15 protein-coding genes are annotated in these 15,724 nt (G+C 62.2%); 7 read left to right on the top strand and 8 right to left on the bottom strand.

The annotated features are described in order from the left end of the window. Window positions 1-27: 27 nt before the first annotated feature. The 4 genes from RT551_RS03845 to RT551_RS03860 form a co-directional block, all read right to left on the bottom strand. Window positions 28-351 (bottom strand): hypothetical protein, encoded by a 324-nt coding sequence (locus tag RT551_RS03845; RefSeq protein WP_313455798.1) that lies wholly within the window; start codon window positions 349-351, stop codon window positions 28-30. Window positions 352-770: 419 nt separating this feature from the next. Further along, window positions 771-1,409: an SDR family oxidoreductase gene (locus tag RT551_RS03850; protein WP_313455800.1), complete on the bottom strand. Its 639-nt coding sequence runs from the start codon at window positions 1,407-1,409 to the stop codon at window positions 771-773. A gap of 18 nt (window positions 1,410-1,427) precedes the next feature. Then, a complete protein-coding gene (locus RT551_RS03855) occupies window positions 1,428-2,363 on the bottom strand; it encodes an alpha/beta hydrolase (RefSeq protein ID WP_313455802.1) in 936 nt (311 codons plus the stop codon). A gap of 14 nt (window positions 2,364-2,377) precedes the next feature. Then, the gene (locus tag RT551_RS03860; RefSeq protein ID WP_313455804.1) at window positions 2,378-3,292 is read right to left on the bottom strand and encodes an alpha/beta hydrolase; all 915 of its coding nucleotides are present in this window, start codon (window positions 3,290-3,292) and stop codon (window positions 2,378-2,380) included. A 119-nt stretch (window positions 3,293-3,411) separates the two neighbouring features. Here RT551_RS03860 and RT551_RS03865 point away from each other — a divergent pair, with 119 nt between their 5' ends. Further along, the gene (locus tag RT551_RS03865; RefSeq protein ID WP_313455805.1) at window positions 3,412-4,416 is read left to right on the top strand and encodes a LysR family transcriptional regulator; all 1,005 of its coding nucleotides are present in this window, start codon (window positions 3,412-3,414) and stop codon (window positions 4,414-4,416) included. Window positions 4,417-4,525: 109 nt separating this feature from the next. Here RT551_RS03865 and RT551_RS03870 read toward each other — a convergent pair whose 3' ends face one another. Continuing rightward, window positions 4,526-5,239, bottom strand: a complete 714-nt coding sequence (locus RT551_RS03870) for a hypothetical protein (RefSeq protein WP_313455806.1) — start codon at window positions 5,237-5,239, stop codon at window positions 4,526-4,528. An 82-nt stretch (window positions 5,240-5,321) separates the two neighbouring features. Next, window positions 5,322-5,795 (bottom strand): hypothetical protein, encoded by a 474-nt coding sequence (locus tag RT551_RS03875; protein ID WP_313455807.1) that lies wholly within the window; start codon window positions 5,793-5,795, stop codon window positions 5,322-5,324. A 225-nt stretch (window positions 5,796-6,020) separates the two neighbouring features. Here RT551_RS03875 and RT551_RS03880 point away from each other — a divergent pair, with 225 nt between their 5' ends. The 3 genes from RT551_RS03880 to RT551_RS03890 are packed head-to-tail and all read left to right on the top strand — an operon-like array spanning window position 6,021 to window position 9,495. Continuing rightward, on the top strand, window positions 6,021-6,776 hold the full coding sequence (locus tag RT551_RS03880; RefSeq protein ID WP_313455809.1) for an ATP-binding cassette domain-containing protein: 756 nt from the start codon (window positions 6,021-6,023) through the stop codon (window positions 6,774-6,776). Between the two features lie 32 nt (window positions 6,777-6,808). Next, window positions 6,809-8,248 (top strand): DUF3526 domain-containing protein, encoded by a 1,440-nt coding sequence (locus RT551_RS03885; protein WP_313455811.1) that lies wholly within the window; start codon window positions 6,809-6,811, stop codon window positions 8,246-8,248. Then, window positions 8,245-9,495, top strand: a complete 1,251-nt coding sequence (locus RT551_RS03890; RefSeq protein WP_313455813.1) for a DUF3526 domain-containing protein — start codon at window positions 8,245-8,247, stop codon at window positions 9,493-9,495. The genes RT551_RS03885 and RT551_RS03890 overlap by 4 nt, the downstream gene beginning before the upstream one ends. Window positions 9,496-9,803: 308 nt before the next feature. On the opposite strand, the gene RT551_RS03895 is transcribed toward RT551_RS03890, so the two are convergent. Next, window positions 9,804-11,858 (bottom strand): TerD family protein, encoded by a 2,055-nt coding sequence (locus tag RT551_RS03895; protein ID WP_313455815.1) that lies wholly within the window; start codon window positions 11,856-11,858, stop codon window positions 9,804-9,806. A gap of 471 nt (window positions 11,859-12,329) precedes the next feature. Here RT551_RS03895 and RT551_RS03900 point away from each other — a divergent pair, with 471 nt between their 5' ends. The 3 genes from RT551_RS03900 (at window position 12,330) to RT551_RS03910 (ending at window position 15,053) form a co-directional block, all read left to right on the top strand. Then, entirely contained in the window at window positions 12,330-13,295 is a 966-nt protein-coding gene (locus tag RT551_RS03900) for a mechanosensitive ion channel domain-containing protein (RefSeq protein WP_313455817.1), read from the top strand. A gap of 144 nt (window positions 13,296-13,439) precedes the next feature. Beyond that, window positions 13,440-14,114, top strand: a complete 675-nt coding sequence (locus RT551_RS03905) for a class I SAM-dependent methyltransferase (RefSeq protein ID WP_313455819.1) — start codon at window positions 13,440-13,442, stop codon at window positions 14,112-14,114. Between the two features lie 108 nt (window positions 14,115-14,222). Then, complete coding sequence (locus RT551_RS03910) at window positions 14,223-15,053, top strand: restriction endonuclease (RefSeq protein WP_313455820.1); 831 nt, start codon at window positions 14,223-14,225, stop codon at window positions 15,051-15,053. A gap of 100 nt (window positions 15,054-15,153) precedes the next feature. On the opposite strand, the gene RT551_RS03915 is transcribed toward RT551_RS03910, so the two are convergent. After that, window positions 15,154-15,546 (bottom strand): hypothetical protein, encoded by a 393-nt coding sequence (locus RT551_RS03915; protein WP_313455822.1) that lies wholly within the window; start codon window positions 15,544-15,546, stop codon window positions 15,154-15,156. Between the last annotated feature and the right edge of the window lie 178 nt (window positions 15,547-15,724).

Genomic DNA, 15,724 nt, shown 5'->3' on the forward strand with positions numbered 1-15,724 from the left:
GATGCCGCCGCCCCGTCTACCGCCTGATCAGTCGGCCGGCACCAGCTTCCACCGTTCTCCAGTGGCCTGGAACCGCACGACGACCTTCGAAAGTGCCTCCGCTGACGGATTCGCCGCCAGCACCATCAGTTCCTGCCCGGTGCCCAGGTACATCCGCCTGCCCGGCTCCACCCCAAGATCACGGATCCAAAGCCCGCGCGTCTTCATGCACGGCACGCTCGGGCAGTTGGGATAGGTCTTGACGCCTTCATGGGTGAGCGCGTTGATCATCACGCTCTTCGGTGCGCGCCAGAAGCGCCTGCGGAATTCGCGCTGCTCGTCGGTCAGGTTGGCCCAGTTGTTGTCCATCATCATGGCTCTCCACTTGTGCTGCTCCCTCGCCAGGATGGCGAGGGAGCCGGGAGGTTAAGAGCCGTGATTAGCGGTGCGACGTTTTTCCGCGAGGGTGTTGTATTGCGTCACCCTCCCGACACAGGTCGTCCAACATGCAAAAAATCAATCAGGGCTCTTAAACCCGAGGCACACCATGCGACAGATGTGAGGATAGCGGAATTCTCGGAGTTTCAATCGCTCGCGATGCATGGCTGCGGTGGTGTCGCAAACAATCCATTCCTTCCGAACTGGAGCAAAATTCCGCTATTCATGCGGACATTGATCACAATCCGGTTTTCGCGGTGCAACAAACAGTACACGGCACCCGTGCGATACAAGTAGTGTCGCTTTCAGCACCAGGGGCGCGTGGTGTTCAATGCACTTGCCTCCCGCAGCAGTTACATGAAGTATGGCTTGTCGCCCTCACTTCCCGGCTTGTTCACGCCCAGGTTCTCACCGATATGTCGCTCTGGGTGCAGGATGACCTCGCTGATCAGGTCGCCCACGCTCCTACGGGAGACCACGGTGCCCTTGAAGGGCCGACCCTTTTCAGTGATCTCGTAGTCCACCTCGTCTTCGTCAGTCAGCCAGGCGGGACGGAGGATCGTGTAGTCCAGGCCAGAGGCTTCAATGGCATCAGCCGCGCGGCGGAACGGCTTCAGATCCTCGCCGATGATGGCGTTGTTCCATTTGCCGAACGCACCGGGAACTTCGTTATAGATGCCCAGCGAGAGAACGAAGATCAGGCGCGTGACGCCCGTGGCTTTCATGGCCGAGATCACGGCGTCAGCCTGCTTGTCCAAATCCTCACCGGTCAGGTTGGCGTACACGATGTCCTGGCTGGCTACGGCTTCCTTCAGCAGATTCCTGTCCAGTACGTCTCCGATGACCACCCTCGCATTCGCCGGCTCTTTGCCGGTCAGCTTCTTTGCGTCACGCAGCAGTAGGGTCTGCTGCAGGTTCTTTTCAGCGGCAAGCGACGTGATCACCCATTGGGCAATCTGACCGCTTGCGCCCAGAATGAGCACATTCTTCATGATGACAACCTTCCGATCTCAGAGATGGGTCTTGAAGAACGGAACGACCTGGGCCATCGCGATTCCAACCGGTTCCGGTTTGTCATACAGGTCGTAGTGTGACCAGCCTTCAGCGACGACGATCTGCTTGTGCTCGGAAGCCGCACGGCTGTAGATCTCCCAGCCATCGCGATAGGCACCGAAGCCGCCGGGCTTGCTTCCGATCACCACCATCAGTGGCTGGGTCAGCAGCACTTCGTCGTTGAGGAAGGCATCCCAGCCCATCGCCGCGCCGGTGAAGGACATCAGCTGACGGGTGGCACCGTTGGGTTGCTGACCGCGCGCGGTCTTGTAGTACTCGGTGGCTTCCAGCACATCAATATCCGTGATGCCGGCGGCGCTGCCCGCTTCTACCGAGTCCGGCAGCAGGTTGGCCGCGGTGCGCTCGGCACCCTGCGCCTGCGCCGTGCGCATGTCGGCGATGTTTGCGGCCATTTCGCGTGGCTTGAACTGTGCAAAACCCTCGCGGATCAGCCGGCCGTAGTTCACGCCGGTGATAGACACCAGTGCCTTGAGGCGATGGTCGGTGATGCCCGCATGGACGGTGTAGGCACCGCCGCCGCAGACGCCGATGGCACCGATGCGACCGGGGTCCACGTACGGCAGCGACTGCAGGTAGTCCGCGGCGAAGCGGATATCCGAAACCCGGATGGACGGGTCTTCTATGAAGCGCGGCTCGCCGCCGCTGGCCCCCTGGAAGCTGGCGTCGTGCACCAGCACCACGAAGCCCTGCTCAGCCAGGCCCTTGGCGTAGACATTACCCGCCGTCTGTTCCTTGCAGCTGCCGATGGGGTGGGTGCTGACAATGGCCGGGTACTTCCTGCTTTCGTCGAAGTCAGCCGGGAGGTACAGGTCGGCGGCGGTCTGCCACCCGAGGTTCTGATAGCTGACGGTCTTGAGGGAAATGGTGCTCATGATGTTCTCCCGGCTCAGATGCGGCTCTGGAAAAATGAAGCCAGCGCCGAGGCGGCTTCGTCGACGTACTTCGGCACGTCGTACAGCGACATGTGGTTGGCTCCTTCCACCACGTGAAGGGCTTTGTCCTTGCTTGCCGCCCGCGCCAGCAGGTCATCGCTCATCCACTTGCTACCCGCCACGCTGCCGGCCACCGCCAGGATCGGCTGGGTCAGGAACGCTTCGGCCTTGTTGTAGGCGTCATAGGTGATGATCTGGTTGAGATTGCGGGTCAGCGCAAAGCCCGGTGCATTGGGATGTTCGGCGCGCGGGGTGTGGTAGTACTCCCATGCTTCGCGCAACTCGGCATTGGGCGCATCTTCTTCGCGCAAGGGGGCCAGCGGAATGGTCGCGAACTCGCCAGAGGCCATGTCAGTGGTGCGCGCATTGGAGCCGAAGTCAAGGTAGCCCATGGCATCGGCGTCCTTTACGGTGTTCTCCCAGCCGTTGCGGAACATCTGGCCGATATTGACCGCGCTCACCATGCCCAGCGCCTTGATGCGGCGGTCGTTGATGGCGGCGTTGGCGCTGTAGCCCGCTCCTGCGCAGATGCCCATGGCACCGATCCGGGCCGGGTCGACGTACGGCAGCGTGGTCAGATAATCGATGACCGCGCTCACGTCTTCGGTGCTGATGTACGGGTTCTCCAGCTGGCGCGGCTGGCCGGTGCTGGCACCCTGGTAGGAACGATCGAAGGCGATCGTGACCAGGCCCGCTTCGGCCAGCTTCTTCGCATACAGGCCAGCGGTCTGTTCTTTCACACCGCCGCCCGGATGGGACACCACGACCGCGGGGTGCTTGCGGGATTCGTCAAACCCCTCCGGGAAGTAAAGGGTGGCCGCGGTGGTGACGCCCTGGCCGTTGAGATTCTTGAAGGTGACGTTGCGCATGTGCGTGCTCCGCTGTGGTGTTGGATGGCCGGTGCGTGTGCCGACGAAGCCATCCTATTGACCGCATTGGGTGTAATAAATAGTCTTCCGGAGACATGAGCCGTAAGTCGAGCTAAACAATGCCCATCGAGCCCTCGCTCGTCAGCGCGCTGACATGGTTTGCCCACATCGCCCGGCACCGCAGCTTTACCAAGGCAGCGGCGGAGATGGAGATCACCCGGGCGGCCCTCTCCCAGCACCTGAAAGCACTGGAAGAACGGCTGGACGTCAGGTTGCTGCACCGCACCACGCGCAACATGTCGCTTACAGAAGAGGGGCAGCAGTTGCTGGACGTGCTGCAGCCGGCACTGGCCTCAATCGAGCGGGCGGTGGAAGGGTTGGGCGAAGTCCACTCCGAACCCTCCGGCGTGATCCGGATGAACAGTTCGCGGATCGCTTCACGCCTGTTACTGGAGCCGCACATGGGCGAATTCCTGGCGCGTTACCCCAAACTGCGGCTCGAGCTGATCATGGATGACGGCTTCTCCAACCTGGTGGCAAACGGCCTCGATGCCGGCATTCGGCTGGGTGAGAGTCTGGATGAGCACATGGTGGCTGTTCCTGTCACGCCGCCGTTGGAGATGGCGATTGTGGGTTCGCCAGCGTACTTCGAACGGCATGGCATGCCGGATAGCCCTGCGGATCTGATCGGTCATAACTGCCTGGCTTACCGTTTCACGTCCAGCGGCACAATCGACCACTGGACGTTCACCGCTCCCGAGGGCCCCGAACGGAAGCTGGTGTTCGAGCCGCAGGGGAATGCAGTGTTCAATGACGATGACAGCATGCTGCGGGCGGCGCTGCAGGGCGTGGGACTGATCCGTCACATCGACCTGTGCGTCCGCGAGCACCTCGACAGCGGCGCGCTTGTGCGCGTCCTGGCACAGTGGTGCCGACCGTTCCCGGGCTTCTTCCTTTACGTCCCGTCACGGGCCCAGATGCCAGCGAAGGTGCGGGCCTTGATGGATTTTCTGGTGGAGCGGCGCGAGCAGTTGGCCCCTGCCCCGTCCCGGCGTGTTGCCACTGAGGATCGGCGGGTGAGGGTCAGGCATGGTAGTCGGCGACGGCCGGTGGAGGGCGGCTGAGGATTGCGCCATGCGTGGAGGTGCCTTCAGTGAAGACGCGCTTCTTCTGGGCCGAGCGGTGCCTTTGTAGAGCCGGGCTTGCCCGGCTCTACGGTGGGCCGATGGCTGTTCAGGTCTGCTGGTCTTCGAGGGAAGCTTCCAGGAGACTCACGTAGGTATCCAGACGGATTCGCATGCCGATCAAAAGCCAGCCCACTGCATAAAGCAGTACCAGCGCGAAGATCAGCACCCCAGCAACCAGACTCACATCGAAGCCACCGGCCCAGTCCCCCCACTTCCAGTTGCGAAATTGGAGGTAAAGCGCAATCAGTACAGGGAACGGCCCCAACTTCTGGAGTCCGCCGTACATCAGGCCGGTGCGGTCGATCATTCCTGTTCGAAGCTGGCTGGCGTAGCGAAGCCGTTGCTGGCGCTCTGTCTTCGGGAACTCTCGCAGGAGAGCCACCAGTCTCCTCCAATGGTTGAACTCGTCATCCATTTCATGAGCGTGAGAAAGACGTGGCTTTCGGTATTGGCGCCCTTCCCTGCTCAGCATCAGCGCAAAGGAGAGAACAAACCCAGCTACCTCAACGACGAGGCATAGCCGAAGTGCGGTCACCATCCAGAGCGCGGGCTGCATGATTTCCGGAAGTGAGGCAATCGCGAGCCCAATGCCCGTGGCCACGAGACCAACCCAGAAGGATGCGCGTTCCACGCGCGAAGCTTTGGGATAGATCGTCGTCGAAGAGAGCGCCTGCACCTGCTCGTACAGCCAGGAGAAGGTCAGTTCGGGTTGGGGCGCCGGGGCGATAGGTCGTGCGCTGTTGGCGACCTGCATATCCATTGCGGGTGATTCCTTTGGGGCTCTTGGGGCGGTGACCGTGTGCCGGTATCGTGATGACTCGAATGAGTTGCCAGGCAGCGGCTCAGTAGCCAAGTACCTGCAGACGTAGAACCATCTCTCCAGGCTCCTTGTCTGGCAGAAGATCGAGATTTACCAAGACTCCACGATCTTGTGAGCCGAATGTAGTTGCGAAAGATCCACTGTGGATGTCCAGGTGCTTACCTATCGCCGGCTTTGAAGCCAGGCAATTAAGAATGCGCTTGGCGTTGGCACCCGCAAACTCCGTGGAACTGTGCTCGATCAGGTAGGCGCACAGCTTTTTTCCGGGGTCATAGTCGTTGTGCTCACAGGTTTTTGAGCCCATCACGAGTTGGCCGCCTTCTTCACGGGCACCCCAGAACGTGCGCAACGTGATTTCCCGTGTCTCATCTGGCTTCACCGATGTCATGAAGCCTTTTAGCTCGGAGCAGTATTCGCCCGTCTTTTCGTGAGCGTAGGCCGTGACGCCGGGAGTGATCAGAACCAGGGCGAGTATCAGATTGGAGATGACTTTCATCTGCTAACCAACGCCTGAGTTAAGCCTCGCCTCGAAGCGGCGTCGGCGTGAATGAGTTGATGACCGGCTTTCCCCTGATACGCCTGGATGTTAGGGCGGCCGGCTCCGGCTAACAAGCCGGCGTGTCAACGGTGAGCCCAAAGACGTTCCGGGTCGTAACTGTAATGATATGCAATAACATTACGTGATAGGCTGCTCGGCCCTCCTTCCCACGCGAGTGCCGCATTGACCTCCCCTACCCCCGTCATCGACGTCCGCGCCCTGCAGGTGGCGTTTTCCGGTAAGCCCGTCATCAATGACCTGAACCTTCAGGTTGAGCCCGGCAGCATCTATGCCCTGCTGGGCGGTAATGGGGCTGGCAAGTCCACCACCCTCTCGGTGTTGCTGGGCTTCCTGAAGCCTCAGGCTGGCGAGGTCCGGGTTGCCGGGGTGACGCCCTGGGAAGATCCGGCCCGTGCCCGGAGCCAGCTGGCATATCTGCCGGAGAACGTCGCGCTTTATGAGCATCTGACGGCGGTGGAGAACGCGGATTACCTGCTTTCTCTCAGTGGAACTGCGGTGAGCCGCGATGGGCTGGTGGAGGCGTTGCGTGCTGCCGGGCTGCAGGAGGCGGCGTGGCATCAGCGGCTTGGGCGGTTCTCCAAGGGTATGCGGCAGAAGGTGGCGATTGCCATTGCTTTGATGCGGCAGGTGCCGTTGTTGCTGCTGGATGAGCCCACTTCTGGGTTGGATCCGGGTGCCAGTGCGGACTTCCACGGGCTGCTTGAGTCGGTGCGGGCGCGGGGTACGGCGGTGCTGATGGTGACGCATGATTTGATGGGGGCGGTGGAGGTTGCGGACCGGATTGGGGTGTTGGAGCGTGGGTCTATTGCTTATGCCTCCGTGCGGGCTTCGTTTGATCTGCCTGCTTTGCATGCGCATTTTTCTGGCAGGGCTGGGGTTGCCGGCCATGGGCCGGCACTACAGGGCATTGCGTCATGACCAGGCAGGGCGTGGTGACCAGGCCTCGCGCCGTGAGCGCCTGGGTTCTGGTAATGCGCAATGAGCTGCGTGCGATGTTGCGGGACCGTACGGCGGTTGCGGGCATTGTGCTGCTGACCTTGCTGGCGGTGGCGGCCACGGTGGTGTCTTCGCACCATATGCAGTCGGCGGCGGAGTATCGGCAGCGGCAGCAGGCGGCGGCGCAGGAGGCGTTTGACGCCCAGCCGGACCGGCACCCGCATCGCGTGGTGCACTACGGCCACTTTGTCTATCGGCTTCCCTCCGCGCTGGCGGCGTTTGATCCCGGGGTGGATCCGTTCACCGGTAGCAGCATGTTCCTTGAGGGCCATCGGCAGAACACCGCCAACTTCGGTGATGTGATGCAGAGTTCGATCCTGACCCGCTTCGGTCAGCTCACGCCGGCCTTTGTGCTGCAGATCCTGGCACCGCTGGTGTTGATCTTCCTCGGGCACGGCGTCCTTGCCCAGGAGCGTGAGCGCGGCACATTGCGTCAGTTGATGCTGCAGGGGGCGTCGCTACGCGCGATTGTGGGCGGCAAGCTGGCTGCGCTTTGGCTGGTGTCGCTGGTGTTCATGCTGCCGGCGTTCATCGGGCTGGCGCTGCTGGCGGCGGCACCCGAAGCCTCCGGCGTGGTGGCGTCCGTGCTGATGATGGGCTATGTGCTGTACCTGGGCAGCTGGTGTGCGGTGATTGCTGCTGCCTCGGCGCTGCTCGCACGCCGGCGCGATGCGTTGCTGGTGCTGGTGGCGGTGTGGGCCGTCTCTGCCCTTCTGGTGCCGCGCGTTGCACCGGATGTGGCCTACGCGGCCTACACGCTGCCCGACCGGCTGCAGACCGAGGTTGGCATCGGTCGTGACCTGCGGGCGCTGGGCGACAGCCACGATGCAGATGATCCCTATTTCTCTGCTTTCCGTCGGAAGGTGTTGGAACAGTATGGTGTGTCGCGAATTGAAGACCTGCCGGTGAACTACAAAGGCTTGCTGGCGGTGGAAGGCGAACGGGTAACGTCTGCCCTGTTCAACGACTATGCCGGACGTAGTGCCGAGGCGCAGCACAAGCAGAACGAGCTGGTGGGCAGGTTCGCGCTGCTCAGCCCGTCCATCGCGCTGCGTCAGCTTTCGATGGCGGCGGCCGCGACGGATCTTTCCGCGCACCTGCGATTCCTCGATCAAGCCGAAGCGCACCGTTACCGCCTGGTCCAGCAATTGAACCAGCTCCAGGCCGATGGCGTGAGCTACGCCGACGATACCGCCAAGGACGCCGGTGCCGACCAGCGCAAGCGCGTGGATAGCAGCCACTGGCAGGAGATTCCGCACTTCCAGTTCAGCCCGCCGGCGTGGACGACCGTGTTGCACAGCCTGTTGCCGGGCCTGCTGATTCTTCTTGGCTGGCTGCTGGCCACCCTGCTCGCGCTCGCCGTGAGCGCCCGCCGTCTGGAGGTGGCGCGATGAAACTGTGGAAGTGCGAATTGACCCTGCTGCTGCGCTCCAAGGTGGCCGTGGCCGGCCTGGCGTTGCTGGCGGCGTTGACCGTGGCCAGCCTTATCTCCGGCGTGCAGCGGATCGACAGTCAGCGTGAGGCCATCGCCCGGATCGCCGGGCTGCAGGCCGAAGACATGGCCGCATTGGTCGCGAAGAATGGCGCGTCGCAGGATGCTGGCACGGCCGCTTACTACTCGTTCCACCCGACCTGGAACCCGCCGTCAGCGCTGGCGTTCGCGGCGGTGGGCATGCGTGACGTGGCTCCGTTTGTGTTACGCGTGCGGGCACTGGGGCTGGAAGCGCAGATCCACGATGGTGATGCCTTCAATCCGGAGCTGGCTTTGGCCGGGCGGTTCGATTTCGCTTTCCTGCTCACCTTCCTGGCCCCGCTTTTCGTGATCGTGCTGTTCCACGACCTGCGCTCGGCTGAGCGTGAGTCTGGGCGGGAACGGACGTTGGCCAGCCTGCCGGGTTCGCTCACCCGCCTGTATGGACGGCGTGCGGTGGTGAGGGGTCTCGCTTTGAGCCTTTGCCTCGGCGTTCCGTTTGCGGTGGTGGCGATCCAGCAGGGTGTGCCTACCTTGCAGATGGTTGGCGTGCTGGCGCTGATGGTGGCCTACCTCGCCTTCTGGGTGGCTGTGGCACTGCTGGTGGCGTGGCGCAGCTGGGCGTCGAGCACCAATGCTGCGACGCTGGCGGCGGTGTGGGTCACCGTGGCGCTGGTGCTGCCGGCGCTGTCTAACGTGGCGATCGAGCGGGCCATTCCGGTGGAGCAAGGGGCCGAGATTGCGCGCGCCCAGCGTGAGGCGGTGAACGGCGCGTGGGATATTCCGCGTGAGGACACCATGAAGCGCTTCTATGCGAAGTATCCGGAATGGAGCGACTCGGCACCGCTGGGTACGGCGTTCCATTACAAGTGGTATCTGGCGTTTCACCAGAATGGGGATGATGCGGTCGCTCCGATGAGTGCGGCGTACCGCGAGGGGATCGAGAAGCGCACGAAGGCGGCGAATTCGCTGGGCTGGTTGCTGCCCCCGGTTGGGCTGCAGGCGGCGCTGACGCGGATGGCGGGTACGGATATGCAGGCGCATCTGGCCTATCAGGACCGTATTCGGGCCTATCACGGGGAGTTGCGGCGGTTCTATTACGGGTTCCTGTTCGGGGACAAGCCGTTCCGGGAGGAGGATTACGGGCGGGCACCGGAGTTCAGGCCGTAGGGTTGTTCAGCCACGCAGGGCGTGGCTCTACAGGTGGGGGTGCTGGGATTTCGTAGAGCCGGGCTTGCCCGGCTGCTCTTGGCGTCGGGCGTCCCAGTCCCAGAACACGCGCTCAAAATCGGCGGTGCGCTTGAAAAAGTAGTGATAACGGCTTCTCTGCAAAGAGCAGCCGGGCAAGCCCGGCTCTACGTTGCGGCGCAAGCGGCGTCGGTTGCGGCGCGAGTGCGACGCTGCTGGTTCGGGCGGCGTCGTTTGAGGCGCGAACGCGTCGTTTGCGGTTCGAGCGCGACGGTTACGTCGCTGGCGCGTTACAGAAACTCGGCAGAAATCTGCTCTAGGTCCCTGGGCGTGATGCCGGAATGTTCGGAAAACACGGTGTCTGCATTCTCCGGTGCCTCCACGAAAGTACCGCGTGCCCGGATGTGCAGATCAAAGAGCGTATGCAGGTCCAGCTTGCGCAGCTGGGTGAGCGCCCGCAGCATCAGCGACACCCCTGCCAGATTGTTCTGCACGTTGTTCTGCCAGCGTGGCCGGGTCGTCAAGGCGATATCGGCCCAGATCATCTCCCGCGCTTCGAGGTCGAAGATCATGGGAAGGCAGAACGGCGTGTCGGATGACACATCGAAACGGTCGACTACGGTAGCAGGATCGTAGGGCTCGCCGGAATCAGGATGGTGCCGCGCCATCCAGCCTGCATAGCACTCTGGTAGATCACAGAAGGCCTGGCCGGTGAAATTAGTGATGCAAACAACGATGTAGCGCACACCAAGGCGTTTGCAGCGCTCAACGTCTATGTCGATGAACTCGCTTGCCCCCTTAGGTGCATCAACAATGTCGCCACTGTGAACTGCGCCGAAGTTGCGCAGATTGTAATAGGCCAGCGTGTCTACGTAGCCGTAATCTTCTGCGTACATGGCCGCAGACAGGTCAATGTCTACCCGGCCACGCGCATTCCTCCACCAGGTGAAGAATCGGAGCGTGGGCGAGTCATCGATTGGCACACGGCTTCCGCGAACAATCGTGCGCAGAGCTTTCGAGGCGGAGCGCTGTGAGAACGGTGCCAGATAGCGGACCAGCGCTGGATCCAGGTAGCAGCGGCCCAACGGGGCCAGCGTCGCGAACCGGGTGACCAGCGTTCGGTCACATATGGAAACCACATCCGAGATCGCACTGGGATCGAGCGGCTGCAATGCGTCTGCGCGCGCAAAGGCATTGGCCACCTGCCCCTTCGGAAAGAACACGCGCAGCCCCGGATCATTTCGGTGACGGAAGTGCGTCAACACCTGCAGCAGCACCGGGGTGGACACCTTCGGTGCCACGGCGGCAAACGCCTCCATCACCTGGCTGCCGCCGCCAAGGCGCAGCAGCAAATCGAGACGCCGCGCAAGCTCCCCCGGCCGCGACTTCAACAGCTCCAGCGCACTTGAGGGTCCATCTCCCCACCCAGATTGCGGTTGTGCACTGCTCGGCATCGCGAGCGCGACTTCTACACGGCTGTTGAATCCGCGCTCGCGTCGGCCGTTACGCAATGCCGAGAAGGCCGCCGAGGTCGTCGGGAAACGGCCCGTGTACTCACCGGGGTGCAGGCGCTCGCCGAGGCGGATCCAGCGCCCCTCCCAGCGCTGCATGTCCTCAAGGATTGAGGGCATGCGTTCGAGCCACCCCAACAAGCGCGCACGAACGGAGCGCGGCAACCGGCCAAACTTTGCTGGCTGCGCCAAGGACACGTCGCCGCCATTCATGGCCACGGCGATGCGCAGAACATCGGTGGCGGTTCGAATGCTCGGATCCAGTTCAACCGGATCGAGTCCTTCCCGCAGCATCGTGCCTGCGATGACCGCAAGATTCTCCTTGCAGGCAATCATCTCCGGCAGCAGCCGGGTGATGGACTGGCCGTACTGCACTATGAAGCTCGCAACGTCTTCGCGGTCCTGTTGCGAATAAGGGGTCTTGGATTGTGCCAGCCGGGTGAAGACGGCCGTCAGGTCATCCTTGGTGCCGAGGCGCAGCGGCCGCAATTTTGGCTGCTCCTTCGACGGTGAGCGATGCTCACCATCGGGAAGCTCATCAACCTGACCCCAATAGTGCCTCAGCGCGTTGAGATAGAGCTCTCCCTCGGCCAAGGCCATGACCTGGGCAGGAAAACCTGGATACAGGGGGCTGAAGACCCGATGGGCACCCAGCATCTCCTTGAGCTCGCGCTGCAAGCGACGATAGAAGCGGGTTGCCTCATCGGCTCCCAGTGAACCTACCCGCGCCTCCAGATCGGGCGCGAGGCCATAGCCATAAGCGGCCAGGTTACGCTGGATGGTTGCAACCACCTCAACGGGTGTTTCGCCATCACCAGGCTCCAACACAACCATCGATCTACGACGAAGAAGGATTTGGAGCATGGCGAGAAGAATAGAAAGGCGGAGAGCGGAGACCCTATTTCAGGAAGGTTAGAAGGAAGGACCCCCATAGCCGCCTTGGTGTCAGAATAGCATTGGATGGGTTGATCGGGTATTGAGAAGCGGACTGCGGAGGTTCTCTGGAGTACAGGCCGTAGAGCCGGGCTTGCCCGGCTGCTTTTGGCATCCAGCGCCCCGGTCTGGTCATCACGCCGATACCCACGACATCCTTGAATGTGGTCGCGTGTCGAGTTTTCCGCGAAGAGCAGCCGGGCAAGCCCGGCTCTACGAAGCCGATCATTTCACCGAGCGGCGGGCAAGCAGACTCGGGGCAACCAGTACAAACCACCCGGTGGCTCCGTAGTTCTACGGTGGACCGATGAGATCGGCGGCCGGAAAGTGGAACCGCACAGGTGGCCCCCCTCCCCCACCTCTGGCTCCACGATGGCAGATCTCCGCGATATCAAAGAAGCCCTGGCACTCGAGCCCCTTTCATTCCTCGGGCTGGGAGTCAGCGTGGGCGACGCCCTCGCCGGCCTGGTGGCGCTGCTGGTCACCTGGCTGCTTGCCAGCATGGTCCGGCGCGGTATCCGGCGCTATGGAGCCCGCCATCCGGACGCCAACCAGGCCACGCTGTACACGTTCTCGCGGCTGCTGCACTACATGATTCTCGGTTTTGGTGCCCTGGTGGCCCTTCAGGTGGCGGGGGTACCGCTCAGCCAGTTCGCGGTGTTCACCGGGGCCATCGGCGTGGGCTTGGGCTTTGGGATGCAGGCTATCTTCAGCAATTTCGTGTCCGGGCTGATCCTGCTGTTCGACCGCTCGTTGAAAGTGGGCGATTTCATCGAGCTGGACAAGGAGACACGAGGTGTCGTGAAGTCCATCGATATCCGCTCCACCCTGATCACCACCAACGACAACATCGATGTACTGGTTCCCAACTCGGAATTCGTGACCAAGCGGTTGGTCAACTGGACGCACGGTTCGCTCAACCGGAGGATCCGGATCGCGTTCTCGGTGGATCTGGATGTGGACAAGGAACTGGTGAAGAAGGCCGCGTTGGACGCGGCGCTGCAGGTGCCCTTTACCCTTGCTTCGTCCGGGCCGAAGCGGCCGCAGCTTTGGCTGATGGGCGGCGAAGGGAGTTCGATGGACTACATCCTCGCCGTGTGGCTGACCGAGGCGGCGTCGCGGCGGAACTCGGCTGTGCGGGCGGCGTATCTGTGGGAGCTGGACAGTGCGTTCAAGCGGCATGGGGTGGTGAATGCCCTGCCCCGTAGTGAGATTCGTTTTTCGCGGGCGTCTGCGCGGTCGTTTGAGGATACGTTTGAAGGGCAGGAAGCGGCTTCTGTGAACGACGCGAAGGAAGAGGCGCAGATGGCGGCGGAAGAGGCGCAATCACGGATGTAGAGCCGGGCTTGCCCGGCTGCTTTGGGGCTTTTAGATGGCGTGATCTGGGGAATCATGCGCGGAAAGCAGCCGGGCAAGCCCGGCTCTACGCCATATGTAACGTTGTGTGTTACATATTGGGCGTCGCACCTTTTACCGAGCCCCATGTCCACGTTCCAAGACGCCACCGCCGTCAGCCGCTATCAAGAGACCGCCCAGGCCAAGGTGCCTGGAATGGCTGCCCTCCACCGCATGACCCACGTGCTGCTTACCGAATCCGTCCCGGCGGATGGCGAGGTGCTGGTTCTAGGTGCAGGCGGCGGCTTGGAGCTCAGCGCCTTTGCCCAGGCGCATCCTGGCTGGCGCTTTGTCGGCGTGGACCCCTCCTTGCCCATGCTTGCGCTTGCTCGGGAGACGCTGGGGTCCGAGGCTTCGCGCGTTGAGCTGGTGGAGGGATTTATCGAGGACGCACCGCTTCGTGAGTTCGATGGGGCTACCTGCTTGCTGACACTTCACTTTCTCGACCGTGAGGCACGGCTAAGGACACTGCGGGAGCTGTTCCAACGGTTGAAGCCCGGCGGTGTGTTGGTGGTCGCCCACCACAGCTATGCGCCCGAAGAGAGCCTGCATTGGCTTCGTCGCTCTGCTGCTTTTGCTTCGGCAAGCGGTGTGGTGAGCGAACAGGATGAGCTGGGGATTGCTGCGATGGCAGCCAAACTACCGGCGCTTTCCGCGGAAGATGAGGTGGCGTTGCTTGAGGCGGCTGGGTTTGTGGAGGTGGAGCTGTTTTACGCTGCGCTGAGCTTCCGGGGTTGGGTGGCGCAGCGGCCGCCTGCTTAGACGGTGCGGCGCTTCTCGTAGAGCCGGGCTTGCCCGGCTGCTCAACTACCGCCCGCTGACAGCACTCCTGCATTCCGCTATCTTGCCCTCGTCAATGGAAGGATTCGCATGGCGCGTAGAAGCAGCAGGAATGGATTCTCGGTACTTGCCGGTCTTCCGTGGCCTGCAGGCATTCTCGCCGGCGTGTTTGGCTTCCTCGCCATTCGATACCTGCCGGCATGGTGGTTCTCTCGTGGCGGACAGCTGACGCATGGCATGGGGAGTGAGTTGGGCGAAGCGCTTTCGCCCTTGGCTTGGGTATTCCTGGCTTTCTGCTGGATAGCTGCCCTCGCCTCCTACCTCGGTGCACGCCGTCGCCGCCGCCTGCTGGAAGCCACCAGTTCGTTGGAAAGCCTCGCGTCTCGCAGTTGGCATGAGTTCGAAATGCTGGTTGGCGAGGCGTTCCGGCAACACGGGTACAGCGTGGAGGAAACGGGCCTGGGTGGTGCCGATGGTGGTGTTGACCTGATTCTGCGGAAGCAGGGCCGCAAGGTGCTCGTTCAATGCAAGCAATGGCGGCGGCGACAGATCGGCGTCAGCGTTGTACGCGAGATGGTGGGCCTGCTAGCTCACCACGGTGCGGATGAAGTGATGATTGTGGGTATCGGTAGTTTCACGCGCGACGCTCAGGCATTTGCGGCGGGGAAGCCGGTTGAGCTGATTAGTGGCGAGGCGTTGCTGAGGATGATTCAGATGGCGCAGCAATCACGCACTGCCAACTCTGAAGGCACGCGTCGAGTCGATCCGGTGTTTGCGCCAGAAGGTGATGCTTCCGTTCCAGTGCATTCCTGCCCGCGATGTGGGAGTGTGCTTGTGCAAAGAACCAATGGGCAGACCGGGGAGCGGTTTTACGGGTGCAGTACGTATCCGCGGTGCCGTGGTACTGCGGTGATCAGCTGATGGATTAGCGGCGGTCGGGTTTGTCTGGCTTTCGGTTGGGTGTGCAGCCACGCATGGCGTGGCTCTACAGTAAGCAGCTCAGTGTTCCGGTGAGCCACGCCTAACGGTCAAGCCAGCGCTTTCGAAAAGCTTCCCTGCCCGCCAGCTTGCGGGCGTCCGCGCGCCGTACGATGCGCAGGTCCCAGCGATAGAGCAGGACCGCCAGCGGGACGCATGACAGCAGGTAGATCCCCATCCACAGTGGCTTCGGCACTGACATCGCCGCAAGTGCATTGATCAATGGCATTGCATAGAGGAGCGAAAGCCCGGAGCTGAAGAGCAGCCAAACTTGAAAGAATAGATAGCGGGTTGCCCCTCGCGTCCAGCGATTAGGGCTGTCAATGGATTCAGTTGAAGTCCGGAGTGCCGCAACCCGCAGGCGTGTGAAGCTGCCGAACATGCCGCAGAGGATCATGTTGCCTGCATAGACTGCGTAGATATAGCCAAGACTCATAGCGGGCGATCCATGCGTTTTTGGGGTGTAGGCCGAGGGTGTGGCAGTGCTGCGCACGGGCGGAGAGTGCGGTTGTGGGGAAGAGGTTGTCAATACGGAACTGTGCCAAAAAGTAGAGCCGGGCTTGCCCGGCTGCTCTTGGCGGTCTTGAGGGGCGTGGCGTGGGGATCCTTCGGCG

Source organism: Stenotrophomonas sp., assembly GCF_032103445.1.
In the GTDB taxonomy this organism is placed as follows: Bacteria; Pseudomonadota; Gammaproteobacteria; order Xanthomonadales; family Xanthomonadaceae; genus Stenotrophomonas.